General features: G+C 42.0%; 6 protein-coding genes. 3 read left to right on the plus strand and 3 right to left on the minus strand.

Annotated features, from left to right (window positions below):
* The first annotated feature begins 366 nt into the window (after positions 1–366).
* The gene (locus WN50_RS11400; protein WP_046281315.1) at positions 367–8064 is read left to right on the plus strand and encodes a DUF4347 domain-containing protein; all 7698 of its coding nucleotides are present in this window, start codon (positions 367–369) and stop codon (positions 8062–8064) included.
* 164 nt (positions 8065–8228) lie between these two features.
* Here WN50_RS11400 and WN50_RS11405 read toward each other — a convergent pair whose 3' ends face one another.
* On the minus strand, positions 8229–9572 hold the full coding sequence (locus WN50_RS11405; protein ID WP_046281316.1) for an NAD(P)/FAD-dependent oxidoreductase: 1344 nt from the start codon (positions 9570–9572) through the stop codon (positions 8229–8231).
* Between the two features lie 218 nt (positions 9573–9790).
* Positions 9791–10963 carry an RNA-guided endonuclease InsQ/TnpB family protein gene (locus tag WN50_RS11410; RefSeq protein ID WP_046281317.1) on the minus strand — a complete coding sequence of 391 codons (1173 nt, stop codon included), beginning with the start codon at positions 10961–10963 and terminating at the stop codon, positions 9791–9793.
* Positions 10964–11044: 81 nt separating this feature from the next.
* On the opposite strand from WN50_RS11410, the gene WN50_RS11415 reads away from it, so the two are divergent.
* Positions 11045–11953, plus strand: a complete 909-nt coding sequence (locus tag WN50_RS11415) for a S66 peptidase family protein (RefSeq protein WP_046281318.1) — start codon at positions 11045–11047, stop codon at positions 11951–11953.
* Here the strand turns inward: WN50_RS11415 and WN50_RS11420 are convergent.
* The gene (locus tag WN50_RS11420) at positions 11950–13068 is read right to left on the minus strand and encodes a sensor histidine kinase (RefSeq protein WP_053221493.1); all 1119 of its coding nucleotides are present in this window, start codon (positions 13066–13068) and stop codon (positions 11950–11952) included. The genes WN50_RS11415 and WN50_RS11420 overlap by 4 nt on opposite strands.
* A gap of 394 nt (positions 13069–13462) precedes the next feature.
* On the opposite strand from WN50_RS11420, the gene leuB reads away from it, so the two are divergent.
* Positions 13463–14551, plus strand: a complete 1089-nt coding sequence (gene leuB, locus WN50_RS11425; protein ID WP_046281319.1) for a 3-isopropylmalate dehydrogenase — start codon at positions 13463–13465, stop codon at positions 14549–14551.
* Positions 14552–14864: the final 313 nt, after the last annotated feature.

The following is a 14864-nucleotide window of genomic DNA, read 5'->3' on the forward strand; positions in this document are numbered from 1 at the left end:
AAATTACAATGAATATATAACTAAATGTTCAGACTTACTGAAAAATATAGCTTGGGTTAACTTTACCAAAAATTTAAAAAAATATTCTCAATCTTTACAAAAGTAGGTTGACTTTTTATTCGGAGTCTTCATCTTTAATTAACGGCATATAAATCACGATTTGTCAATCCTAAAAGTTAACACATTTTTAGGAATGATCAGAGATAAAACATGGGTCTCTAGTCCGACATAACCAATCTTGGAGATTCTACCATCCCCCAATATAGTATTGCGAAACTGATTCGAGTTTGAATTATAAAAGTTTGGCTTAATAGTAAATTTGCATTTACAATAAATATTTAGTCGAGTATTAAATAAAAGCTGACAATGGTATCATTCACTCCTAGCAAAAATCTGATCTGCATTGACGCTAAAGTTGAAGGCTACGAACATCTTTGTCAGGGGGTTCTACTAGGGTCTGAGGTCATTATCCTGGATGCAAATCAGGATGGGGTTGAACAAATTACGGAACTTTTACGCGATCGCATTCGTCGCAGCACAGCACCCCGCATTCAAACTCTGCACATCGTTAGTCACGGTTCGCCGGGATGTTTGTATTTGGGGAACAGTCAACTGAGTATCAATACATTAGATCGCTATGCGGATCAACTCCAGCAGTGGAGGGGTGCATTAACAAGTGATGCTGAGATTTTACTCTATGGTTGTGACGTTGCTCAACAGGAAACTCAAAAACCGCATCCGTATTTTAATGTCACAGATCAATCAGCATTTACGCACTCATTGATTTCACCCTTTATTCAAAAAATACAACATCTCACCGGAGCGAAGATAGCCGCTTCATCGACCAAAATTGGAAGTGAAAAGTTTGGCGGAAATTGGCAACTTGATATTCAAACCGATCAGATTCTATCGCCTCTAGCCTTTACAGAATCAGTTCGAGAAAGTTATGCTGGAGTTTTCGCAACTTTTGTTGTGAATAGCATAGCAGATTCTACTGAAGTTCCCGATGATGATCCGACAACGCTAACATTACGAGAAGCAATAGACCAAGCCAATGCGACCAACGATCCGGCTGGTAATATAATTAACTTCGATCCGACAGTATTTAATACACCGCAAACCATTCAACTGGCTAGTCAATTAAATAACAACAACAACAATCAGACTGTTCAATTAAATATTGACGACAATAATGGAAACAATCTCACGATCAATGGCCCCGGAGCGAATAATTTAATCATTCAGGGGATAGGTAATGGTTCTGTTTTCCGAGTTAATACCCGTCAGCCAGAAACCGTTGTCAGAATCTCTGGTTTAACCATTCAAAATTCAGGCACCGGAATTCAATATGGGAGTGGACAGGGTAAATTAGAGATTGATAGCAGCACAATAGCCAATAATAACATTGGAATTGTCAGTCGCAGTCAACTTGAACTAACCAATAGTACCCTTCAAAATAATCGGACTCGGGGTATTTCTCTGTCGGGTAGCAACAGTCTTATTGAAGGTAATACTTTTATTACCACAGATCCAGCTCAACAACAAAGAAACGGCATTTATGTTTTTACTCAAAATAATAGCACTGAGCTAACAAGCAATGTTCAAATCCGAGACAACTTTATTGGTACCGATGCCAATGGTACACCTAGCCTCGGTCATCGCGATCAAGGGATTGAAATTGCCAGATCGATAGGAACTCAAGTTATTGGGAATGTTGTTTCTGGGAATGGAATTGAAGGTATTCTCGTTTATGAAGGTTCAAATGATACCGTAATTCGAGGAAATCTTATTGGAGTTGCACCCGATGGTACAACACCATTACCAAACAATAGTGATGGGATTAAAATCCGAAATACAACGGGAACGGTTATTGGTGGAGTTACTCCCGAAGATCGCAACATTATCTCTGGTAATAATGGCAATGGAATTTTACTTGAGACCCAGGTAGATGCTCCGACTCCTACCAGTAATACGCAAATTTTAGGCAACTATATTGGGGTCGATCAAACCGGTAATTTAGCAGTTCCTAACACCGAACAAGGGATTCAAATTGATGCTTCTACGCTCAATACAATTGGAGGTGTTAATCCCGGTGAAGGAAATATTATTTCTGGAAATGGTGCAGATGGCGTATTAATTGTAAATGCTGCTAACGACAACACAATTCTCGGGAATTTAATCGGTGTTAATGCTGCGGGTGATGCGCCAGTTCCGAATACAAATAATGGCATTCGGATCGACGGTTCAACGAATAATGATATTGGATTAGATCGAGTCGAAAATCCTGACGTTCCAGGAACGAACCGCAACGTTATTTCGGGGAATGGAATTAATGGTGTCTTAATTGCCAATAGTTCCAACGAAACTAAAGTTCTGGGTAACTTGATCGGAACGAATGGGGCTGGAAATGTTGCCATTCCTAACGGGGAACAGACGGATGATCCGGCGGTAATTAATGGCGGAATTGGGGTAGAAATTCGCAATTCTAGCAACAATATTATTGGTCGAAAAACTCCCGGAGAACAGAATACAATCTCAGGTAATCTTGTTGATGGAATCAGGATTACAGGGACTCCTGAAGTTGATTCAACTGGAAATATCATCCAAAGTAATTTAATCGGTTTGGATACAACCGGAGTCGCAGCAATTCCCAATCAAACTAATGGGATTTTGATTAGTAGTGCAACAGTTAATATTATCGGGGGAAGTGAGATAGGTCAGGGAAATACGATTTCTGGAAATACAATTAACGGTTTAGTTTTAAGCACTGCCAACAACAACCAAATTTTAGGGAATTTCATCGGAACAAACAGTGCAGGGAATGCTGCCGTTGCTAACAGTAATAATGGTTTAGAACTTGATAACGCTGTTGGCAATAGTGTGATTGGAAATCTCATCTCGGGTAACAGTGTTAACGGGGTTTCAATTGTTAATGCTTCGAGTGGCAACCCTATTCAAGGAAATCGCATCGGGGTTGCTGCGGATGGTACGACTGGACTGGCAAATGCTAACAGTGGAATTCTCGTCGATAATGCGACTAATAATATTATTGGCGGACTAGAAGCCGGACTGGGTAATACTATTGCTTTCAATACAGGAGATGGCATTACTGTCATTAATGACGCATCCGTTGGAAATGCTATTTCGGGTAACAGTATTTACTCGAATGGTGCAGCAGAAGATAATACTGCAATTGGGATTGATTTAGCTAACGATGGCGTAACTGTTAATGATGCGTTAGATGCCGATTTAGGCCCCAACGCCCTGCAAAATTATCCCGAATTAGTGTTAGCGGAACCTGTTGAGAATAATACCGTTGTTGCAGGTCGGTTTAACAGTTTACCCAATACCACTTATCGCTTAGAATTCTTTAGTAATGTTGCAGTTGATTCCTCGGCAAATGGTCAAGGTCAAAGCTTGATCGGTACAACTGAAGTCACAACAGATGCACAAGGAAATGCAATCTTCACAGCAACTTTACCCGCAACAGGTGATTTATCGGGTCAATTTATTACCGCAACAGCAACAGACCCAACTAACAACACCTCGGAATTTTCTAGCGCGGTAGATGTCAGTTTACCTGAAATTACCATAGCAGCAAATCTCGCCCAAAATGAAGGGAATGATGGCACTGTTGACTACACTTATACTGTGAGTTTGAGTAAACCCAGTACCCAGAATATTCTTGTTAACTACACCACCAATGATGGCACCGCAACCCTCGCCGATAATGACTATGTTGATAACGATAGCAGTTTAACATTTGAAGCAAATCCCTTTGTTGAAACGCCTCCCAGTCTGCCGATAACGGTTCAAGTTAATGGTGATATAACCTTTGAAGGAGATGAGGTTTTTAACGTTAGTTTAGATAGTGCGAGTTTAGGTAATATTGTGACGCCTTCAGTCACAGGAACCATTACCAATGATGACCTCCCTCCTAGCATTTCAATTAGCAATATTACGGTTAATGAAGGAGATGATCAAGCCACTGTCACGGTAACAGCTTCTAAAATTAGCGGTTTTGCAGCGAGTTTTGATTATGCAACTAGCAATAGTACCGCAGCAGCAGGTTTAGACTACACCGCAACAAGCGGAAATTTAACCATTCCCGTCGGACAAACGACTGTTAGTTTTAATGTTCCTTTACTGGATGATGATTTAGAAGAACCCGATAAAACGTTTAGCATTAATCTCACAAATCCGGTGGGAATTGATGCTGAAAGTAGTATTCTAACTGCAACGGTAAATATTCTCGATGATGACTTGTCTCCTGTCCTCAGTTTAGATGGGGATAATATTAACTTTACCGAAGGCGGAGATGCCATTGCGATCGCGAATAATATTACCATTACCGATGCAGATAGCACAACTTTAAGCACTGCCAGTATTAGCTTAAAAAATCCTCTGAACCCAGAAAGCGAAACCCTTTCTATTGTTGGTTCATTACCTGGGAATATTACCGCCAGCGAATATAATCCCCTTTCCGGACAATTAACCCTAACCGGAGTTGCCAGTTTAGCCGACTATCAAACCGCATTTTCCCAAATTGTTTATAACAACACTTCTGCTACTCCTAACACCAACCCCCGCGAAATTGAGATTACTGTTAGTGATGGGATTAACGCCAGTAACGCCGCTTTTTCAACCGTTAACCTCACCGCAGTTAATACGCCGCCAGTCCCCAATAACGACACCATAATCACCCGCATTGATACCCCGATTACCTTTAATATTACCAATAACGATTTTGACCCCGATGGTATCATTGATCCGAGTAGCGTTGAACTGGATTTAACGGGTTTAAATAATCAAGGAAATGCCACAGTAGACGAACAAGGTAATCTCACCTTTACTCCGGCAACTGGGTTTACCGGAAGCGTTAATATTCCCTACACTGTCCTAGATAACGGCGGAGAATCGGCAACTGCACAAATTTCAATTACGGTTAATACTTCCACCAATCAACCGCCTGTTACCCAAAATTTAATCACAGAAATTATTGCGAATACGGCGACTCAAGTTGCGATTCCTGCGTTAACGGCAACGGATTTTGATGGGACAATTACTGCTTTTCAAATTACCCGTTTACCTGAAAACGGTCAACTGCAACTTAACGGTGAAACGGTCACTGCCAATCAAACGATTTCTCTCGAAGATGCCGGAAATCTTACCTTTATTCCCAAACTCGGTTTTGTCGGATTAGCAGAATTTCAATACACTACTGTTGATAACGATAACGCCTCGGATTTAACCCCAGCAATTGTTGTAATTCCGGTTAATAGTACAAATCAACTTCCCGTCGCAGCCGATAACATTGCCAGTCCTAACCCGGGTAATAACACAGCCGTTTTGATTCCTGAACTCACCGCCACCGACGCCGATGACACCATCACAGGGTTTCGGATTACTAAGTTTCCCACAAATAGTACCCTGTTGTTAAACGGTCAACCGTTAACGACTCCAGAAATTGCGGTGGCAGACGCAGCAAACCTCAGCTATGTTGGCGGGGGGAACTTTACCGGAGATAGCTTCCAATATACCGCTATTGACGCTCAAAACACGGAAGACCCCACACCCGCAACTGTTACCCTCCCGGCGTTAACAACGGATAACCTACTCCCCGTTACGGTCGATAAAATTGGGCCAATTATTCCCAATGCACCCACACCCGTCACTTTACCGAGTTTGCAGGGAACCGACGCCGACGGAAGTATCGCCAGCTTTACGATTACAGAATTACCCGTTGGGGGTCAACTGTTATTGGGTGGGACAGCAGTGGCGATTAATCAAGTCATTCCCGCAGACCAAGCCGACCAACTCGCCTTTACTCCCAACCCTGAATTTAGCGGTTTGACGCAATTTAGTTATGTGGCGACGGATAACCAAGGCGGAACTGATGAGACACCCGCAACTTACAATCTGTTGGTAAATGTCACAAATATACCGCCTCTACCCAGCAACCAAGGGACGCCGCTTTTAAAAAATGTTTCGACTCAAGTTCCCCTTCCACCTTTAGCAAGCATTAATAATGAAAATGCTGCCAGTTTTACCTTAGTTGAACTTCCCCTCGGCGGACAAGTTTTCCTCAATGGCGAACCTGTTACTCTCAATCAAGTCATTCCCGTTGACCAAGCCGGACAACTCACTTTTACGTCCAATCTCGATTTTAGTGGTTCAACCGTTCTTAAGTTTACAGCGACTGATACGGCGGGAATTACGTCTAGCCAAGTCGGAGAAGTATCACTGTTTATTCTTCCGAACCTGTTACCGACTGTTGAACCGTTAGAACTTCCCGGTATCGTCCCGACTTCTGTTCCTGTTGGACTTCCCTCGCTGGTCGGAACGGATGAAGATGGTACGATTGCTAGCTTCACTCTCAATAATATTCCTGCTCCTGCTGAGGGTCAATTATTAATCGGTGAGACTCCTGTTTTTAACCTCGCTCAAGTGAGTGAAATTACACCCGCAGAAGCGGCGAATTTGCGGTTTGAAGCGAATACAAATTTTGTCGGAGATATTGTTCTCAATTATGTCGCTACTGACAATGATGGTCAAAGTTCTCAACCCGCTTCCATTAGCATCAGTGTATTGGTTGGAACGCCAAGTATAGACTTTGATATTCCTCAGTCTGAACCCATCGCTGATGAATTAATTGTTCCTGAGATTCCGAATAATGGCACCGCAATTCCTATTCCCCCATTAACAGCGAATGACCTGAATGGAGAAATTGTTAGTTTCTCGATTCTTGAGTTACCTTTAGAAGCGCAAGGTCAGTTATTCTTTAATGGCGTTATTGTCACTCGTTTGAGTCAAGTTACAGAAATAACAATTGCTGAAGCATCTCAACTGACGTTTGTTCCGACTGCAACGTTTTCGGGTCAAATTCAACTGCGTTATACCGCAACCAATAACTTCGGTTTAACTTCGAGTTCAAGCCGAATTATTTTACAAGTTCCCACGATTTCATCTGAGATTTTAACATTACCCACTGATCTCCCGTTAGAGGTTTTAGCCTTTACTGCAACACTCGCCGGATTTTCTCAATCCTACAGTTTCATCAGCGAATCTATTGCTTTGAATACGGTTGAATTTTCGATAGAAGGAACTGAAATTAATGACATTTTGATTGGCGTTGAAGTCAGTGAACAAATTGTGGGTTTAGGGGGAGATGATGAAATTACTGGCTTTGGCGGAAATGATAATATTTTCGGGAATCTGGGCAATGATATTATTGATGCAGGTGATGGAAATGATGTCGTTGATGGCGGTACCGGAGAGAATTTTATCGTCGGTGGTGTGGGGAATGATACGCTAATTGGGGGGTCAGATAATGATACTTTAGTTGGCGGTTCAGATGATGCTGAATTAGCCGATACAGATGGTCAAGACCTTTTAGATGGCGGTGACGGAAATGATACTTTATTTGGAAATGAAGGTGAAGATACGCTGATTGGCGGTGATGGAAATGACCTGATCTTTAGTGGGAAAGACAATGACCTAGCCAGTGGAGAAGATGGGAATGATACGATCTTTGGAGATGTTGGAGATGACAGTATTGTTGGCGGTGAAGGGAATGATTTATTACTCGGAAATCAAGGCAATGATACCATCAGTGGCGGTGAAGGAAATGACTTTATTGCCGGGGGTCAGGGTGATGATTTACTGTTTGGTGATCAAGGAAATGACCAAGTTTATGGGGATTTAGGTGCCGATACGGTTTATGGAAATCAAGGAAATGATAGCCTCTACGGGGGCGAGGGTAATGACAGTTTAATTGGCGGTGAAGGGGATGATTTCTTGTCCGGTGATGGGGGAGATGATATTCTCTCTGGTGGCGAAGGAGCGGATATTTTTGCACTCCTATTAAACTCGGGTTCCGATGTGATTGTAGACTTCGCAGACAGTCAAGATTTACTCGGTTTAACGGCTGGTTTGAGTTTCGAGGAACTGACGATTGAACAGAGTGAAACGGCTACATTAATTCGCTTTGAGGGTCAACTTTTAGTTACACTTAACCGAATTAATTCAACTTTAATTACCTCAGACGATTTTATCACAATCTAAGCTAGACTTCATCTCAATTATTTAAAAACCCGGTTTCTTTGAGAAACCGGGTTTTTTTGCCTCCAGATTTCAACGAGAATCATCGCTTAATTGAATTCATATATAGCAGAGAAAGAGTTGATTAGGACACTGTTTTTCTGTCAAATCCTTTTATGATAAAGGTTTCAATTCTGTCTCCTGTCTCCTGTCTCCTGATTTCTGCTATATTGATTATTCGGACATGATATGAGAGTCCCTTTTGGTAAGGGCTTCAATAACGATAATCCAAACAACAAACGCAGTCCCAATTTTTCAAACCAAGGTAATCCTAAACCCCATCGCATTTTCTGCATGAAATAAATCTCCAATGCAGCTTTAAACAAAGGAATCAACCGCCCCTGTACTGCATAGGAATATCGGCGTTTTCCCGTTTCAGGATCAGGAAGAATAGGGGCGGCAATATATGCAATTCCTGTGTTGCCAAACTCGGCAAAACACAACACTTCTAAGGTAGGAGTTTTTAAAGGGGGTTTAACTGCACCCAATTCCACTGCAATATTATGGGCAACTGCGGCTCCCATAACCTCCGCCATTTGTCCACTTTTTGGCAGTCCAATCGCAATCTGAGTGGTTTCCGGTTGTTCTAAATCTACACTTAAACCCACCGCATAAATTTGAGGAAATTTAGGATGTTGATAGCTGTTTGTAACGGGAATAAATCCTTTTGTATTCGTTAGTTCAGGTGTTTCCCTCAAAAATTTTGCCCCCAGGAAAGACGGTAAAATCATTGCATATTTAAACGGGATCTGTTGACCTGTTGCTAAATTAATTGTATCAGGATTAATTTCTGAAATACTGGTGTTATTTAGGGTTTTAATTTCTCGTTTTTTGAGCAAGCTACCCGTTAATTCTCTGGCATTTTTCATCCCAGCAATTCCCATATGACCTACATAGGGTTCCGGTGAAACGTAGGTGATGCTCACTTGATCTCTGATTCCCCGACGACGCAATACCCAGTCCGCCATCAACACAAATTCATAAGCTGGCCCAAAACATCCCGCCCCGGACATCGCTCCCACCACCAAAGGCCCCGGATTCTCTAAAAACTTGAACCAAGCTTCTCTGGCTGCTATGGTATGATCAGGAGTACAAACCGACTGCGTGTAACCCCCATCGGGCCCTAAGCCGGGAATTTCATCAAAGGCTAAGGATGCTCCTGTGGCGATCACTAAGTAGTCATACTCCATCACTTGCTTTCCTACGGTTAACTGCTGGCGATGGGGATCAATGCTTGTCACAGCACCCGGTATCCAGTTGATGCCTTGTCTGCGGGTTAATTGCCCCAGATCTAATTGAATCTGATCGAGGGAGGCTAAACCAAACGCCACCCGAATTAACCCCGGAATAAACGTGAATTTCGGCCGCTCAGAGATTAAGGTTACGCTATGTTCAGTGGGCAGATCATGCCGGAGTTCGTAGGCTGTTGGCAGTCCCCCTAGCCCCGCTCCCACAATAACAACATTCGCCATTTTAAGCAATCCTGATAAAAATCCTGCTGTGAACCCACTTTGAGTTAACTTCAGTCATTTTTTGTTGGTGTCTACTTCTTAATATTACTAGATGGTTATAAAATTTTAAAATAAGATTGATGAAGCTCGCACTGTTCCAGTTTGATACAAAAAGTTGGTCTTGAGTTGGTGAACTACCGCACACCGATCAATCGCGGATTCGGTGTTGGCTTCTGATTTCATAGCCCGATGCCATGACCGCAGGATCGGTTATCCGGTCTTATACAGGCTCCCTCAGCAGAGACGGGGTTCCCTCCGCCTTGATTAATTCTGATACCTTCGTTCCTGATATTAAGTGCAGCGTTACCATCACGATCATGATGAGTATTGCAATTAGGGCAAACCCATTCTCTGATATTCAGAGGCAACTCATCTATAACATGACCACAGCAAGAACAAGTTTTGGAACTGGGGAAGAAGCGATCAACTTCTATGAGTTTTCCGCTTTTTTGTTGGAGTTTGTAATCAATGAAATTAACAAACATTCCCCATCCGACATCAGATATTGTTTTTGATAGTTTTCGGTTCTTAACCATTCCCTTGATGTTGAGATTTTCAACGACAACTACTTGGCTTTCGTTTACCAACTTTCTTGATAATTTGTGCAAGAAATCTTGGCGGGAGTTGGTTATTCTTTCATAAACCTTAGCAACATTTTTCCTGAACTTCTCTCTCGATTTACTACCTTTGGTCTTTCGGGAGAGTTTTTTCTGTTTTCGAGCTAGATTCTTTTGGTGACGTTCAAAATGTTTTGGATTCGCGTACTTCGTGACACTTTCTCCATCGTGGACAATTGCAAAATCTTTTAACCCTAGATCAATCCCAATAATTTGACTTCCTGATTCCTTAACTTCAGTTCCCTTTACTTCACAAAGAATAGAGGCAAAATATTTATTAGTTGAAGTCTTAGAAATTGTTACGGTTTTAATTTTACCTTGGATTTCCCTGTGAAATACTGCTTTTATTCCACCAATTTTGGCAACTTTCAGGAATTCTCCGTTAACAGTAATATTTTGGGGATATTGGATTGATTGCTTATGATGTTTAGACTTGAATTTAGGAAACTTAGCTCGTCCCTCAAAAAAGTTTTTGTAGGCTTTGTCTAAGTTAATTGCTACGCACTGGAGAACCGATGAGTAGCAATCTTCTTTGAGCCAAGGATATTCTTTCTTGAGTTGAGGTAACATCCCTTTGTAGGTTGCTAATTTTAAACTTTTTTTGGTTTCTTGGTAGTGCTGAATACAGGCATTTAAGGCAAAATTCCAATACCATCTTGCACAACCAAACGATTTGGCTAATGCTAATTCCTGTTCTGGCGTTGGGTAGAGTCTAACCTTGGTAGCCTTCAGCACTTAGATCACCTTCTTGATTGAGTGTTATGGTTTTGATGTACGCTGACTAGAACACAAGTTTTTAGATATAGGGAATAAAGAATGTTTGTTCCTCAACCGTTAAAACCGGGCGATCGCTTACGAGTCATTACCCCCAGTGGTGCGTTGCGAAATATTGAACCGTTTGAACAAGGTTTAGATATTTGGCGATCGCAGGGCTATGATTTAGAACTGACAACAGGTTACACTGATCAATGGGGTTATCTCGCCGGAACCGATGACGCCCGACGCCAGCAACTCGCGGAAGCTTTGAATGATGATCATTGTAGCGGTATTATTTGTTCTCGAGGCGGTTTTGGGGCAACTCGTTTACTCGAAAGTTGGGGTTGGGAAACCCTCAAACCCGATATCACCCCTAAATTTTTAATCGGCTTTTCAGATATTACGGCTTTACTCTGGGGAAGTCTCGGAAAAACCTTCGGAATACACGGCCCTGTTTTAACAACTTTAGCACAAGAACCCGACTGGTCAATTCAACGATTATTTGATTGCTTAGAAGGTCGTCCAGTTGAACCGTTACAGGGGATAGGATGGGGAAACGGAAAAGTGATCGGGCGGCTATTACCGGGAAATTTAACTGTCGCAACTTGTTTACTAGGAACCGCTTATCAACCGCAGTTAGCGGGGGCTATTTTAGCCTTTGAGGATGTGAATGAGGAACCCTACCGCATTGATCGAATGTTAACCTATTGGCGAATGACAGGCGCGTTACAACAGGTTGCAGGAATTGCGTTAGGGCGGTTCAGTCAGTGGGAGAAGAATATTAACCCCAATAGCTTTAAGTTAGAAGAAGTTTTGCGCGATCGCTTGGGAGATCTCGGGATTCCTGTTGTGTCGGATCTGCCATTTGGTCACGATGGGGTCAATGCTAGCTTACCTGTAGGGATTATAGCAGAGTTAGATGGCGATCGGGGAATTTTAAATATTTTGCGGGATGAATGCCGAGATTAAATGATATTTAATTCGATATTTAATTCGTTCTCAACCTCTTCATCAGAATCAGCTAAAGGTAAAATAATTTCAACCGTTGTACCTTGATTTCTTCCGGTACTACTCAGCTTAATGTTACCGCCCATCATCTCAACTAAATGTTTAGAAATCACTAATCCTAACCCGGTACTTCCTTGAGGGGAAAATCGGCCTTCATCTTCGACTTGAAAGGGTTGAAAGAGTTGATTCTGATTGGAGGGATCAATTCCCACTCCTGTATCTTTAACAGTAACAACAGCCATCATCATTTCTTGGGGCTGCTGATTGTTTGAAGAAACAGTGATATATTGGATTTCGGTCGTAATCGTAATACTACCCTCTTCTGTAAATTTTATCGCATTACCAATCACATTAATAAAAACTTGTTTGAGTTTGGTCGAATCAGCTTTAACTCTAATAATATTCAGATAGTTTTTGCGATGGAGTTGTAGATTTTTTTGGCGAATATTGGCTAATTGTAAGTAAATCGCGGCTGAGAGACTCGAATGTAAATCAACGGATTTTATATCAAACGTCAATCGACCCGATTCAATTTTTGCTAAATCTAAAACTTGATTAAGTAACGTCAGTAAATGAATAGAAGATTGATAAGCTTGTTGCAGTAGTTCTACTTCTTCTTCGTGATCATCACACAAATCATCTAATAATAACTGTAGGGAACCAATAATCCCATTCATCGGAGTTCTCAGTTCGTGAGAAGTTTGTCGGAGAAACTCATCTTTGCGATGATTCATTTCCTGCAAAACTCGATTCTGAGCCTGTATTTTCCCCAATCGCTCATGGGTTAAAGCGATCACTTGTTCTAACTCAATTTTTTCAGCTTTAAACTGTTCTATTGTTTTTTTGAGTAAACTTTCGAGTTCAGCTTTTTCTTGTCGTAATATATATTGTTGCTTATAACAGATGAAAGCCGTGAAACTAGCGAGAGCAGCCCAAATGCCAAGACCAGAAATCATCCAACTAAGAGACCAAAAAGATTGAGTAACCGCAGTCAAAAAAATCAATCCAGCTAAACCTGCAATCGTGATAGAAGTGCATTGCCAAACCTTAATTTGCTGTGGAAGTTTTTTTCCCATTGATCACTTGCACCCATCTGTTGTCGGAAAAGCTTGATCGAGAGTCATCAATACCTTACTTTGTCTATTCTATGCTATTCTCTCGAGAGATCAGCAAGAGTCTGACTTTATTTTTGAGTGAATTGGTCAACAAAAGGCCTTTTTATTCGGCAAGCTGAGTTCAGTGAAATTAACAGAATTGATAATCAGCCGATGTTGTTCTGTTTCATTAATTCTAGGAGTGGGTTTAGGATTGACATTGCCGACTCAAACCACAGAAAATTCAACTCCCGTCAAAATTTTCCTTTGCTGTAAGAGTTGACGGAGATTTGGGTATAATTGTAGGCTAAATTACAGCTTAGGTTATCAGCCCTGACTCTATCCACAATCTTAAATTCCCACATCTAGAAATAATATGACCCAGAACTACCGCATTACTCTTCTTCCCGGCGACGGCATTGGCCCTGAAATTATGGCAGTGGCGGTAGATGTCCTAAAAGCCGTTGGTCAACAGTTAGAGATTACCTTCGACTTTCAAGAAGCCTTAATTGGCGGTGTCGCCATTGATGCAACCGGAGAACCGTTACCCACTGCATCTGTTGAGCAATGTCGCAACAGTGATGCGGTACTATTAGCAGCGATTGGGGGTTATAAATGGGATAACCTACCCCGTCATCAACGTCCAGAAACCGGACTATTAGGATTGAGGGCCGGATTAGGGTTATTTGCTAACCTACGCCCCGCTACTATCTTACCTCATTTAGTCGATGCTTCATCCCTGAAACGCTCTGTTGTGGAAGGGGTTGATATTATGGTTGTCCGAGAACTGACAGGTGGTGTTTATTTCGGTCAACCTAAAGGGATTTTTGAGACGGAAACGGGAGAAAAACGGGGTGTAAACACGATGGCTTACACTGAGTCGGAAATTGATCGCATCGGACGAGTTGGCTTTGAGACCGCTAAAAAACGAGGGGGAAAATTGTGTTCTGTTGATAAAGCCAATGTTCTCGATGTTTCTCAACTCTGGCGCGATCGCATCACCCAACTCGCCTCAGATTACCCTGAAGTTGAACTCTCTCATCTTTATGTTGATAATGCGGCCATGCAGTTAGTTCGCTGGCCGAAACAGTTTGATACGATTGTCACGGGGAATTTATTTGGGGATATTCTCTCCGATGCAGCCGCCATGCTCACAGGAAGTATTGGAATGCTTCCCTCTGCGAGTTTGGGAGAATCTGGTCCTGGGGTGTTTGAACCTGTACACGGTTCGGCGCCGGATATCGCAGGACTTGATAAAGCCAACCCCCTCGCGCAAGTTCTCAGTGCGGCGATGATGTTACGCTATGGTTTAAACCAACCTATCGCCGCCGAAAAAATCGAACAAGCGGTGTTAAAAGTCCTCGACTGGGGTTATCGTACCGGGGATATTATGTCAGATGGAATGAAACTTGTTGGATGTCGAGAAATGGGAGAAATGTTGTTAAAAGCGTTAGAAGAAATTTAGTTAGAAAACAGGGAATGGGTTAACCACCGAACATCTTTTTCATTCAAGGGGGAGAGGAAAAATTGAGAATTTATCATTTATCACTTTCCTCCCGTTCTTAAGCTAGGCTTATCAGTTCTTCCAAACTGTTTTGATTTTTAAATGTTTCTCGGAATTTGATGAACTTTTTTTTGAGAAAATTTCTCAAAGACTTGACGAGATTCTGGGGGTTCTGGTAGACTTAAGGAAATCACACCCAAGGGGTTCTTGTGTCTACACCCCAAAATAGAGGCTACAACCCCCATTCCTTGGTTGAAAATTTCTGTTTTTCGCT

The sequence above is a fragment of the Limnoraphis robusta CS-951 genome (assembly GCF_000972705.2).

Excerpts from the sequence above, each read along its gene's own strand:
- WN50_RS11415 (WP_046281318.1), top strand. The coding sequence starts at position 11,045 with ATGTTTGTTCCTCAACCGTTAAAACCGGGCGATCGCTTACGAGTCATT.
- leuB (WP_046281319.1), top strand. The coding sequence starts at position 13,463 with ATGACCCAGAACTACCGCATTACTCTTCTTCCCGGCGACGGCATTGGC.
- WN50_RS11400 (WP_046281315.1), top strand. The coding sequence starts at position 367 with ATGGTATCATTCACTCCTAGCAAAAATCTGATCTGCATTGACGCTAAA.
- WN50_RS11405 (WP_046281316.1), bottom strand. The coding sequence starts at position 9,572 with ATGGCGAATGTTGTTATTGTGGGAGCGGGGCTAGGGGGACTGCCAACA.
- WN50_RS11420 (WP_053221493.1), bottom strand. The coding sequence starts at position 13,068 with ATGGGAAAAAAACTTCCACAGCAAATTAAGGTTTGGCAATGCACTTCT.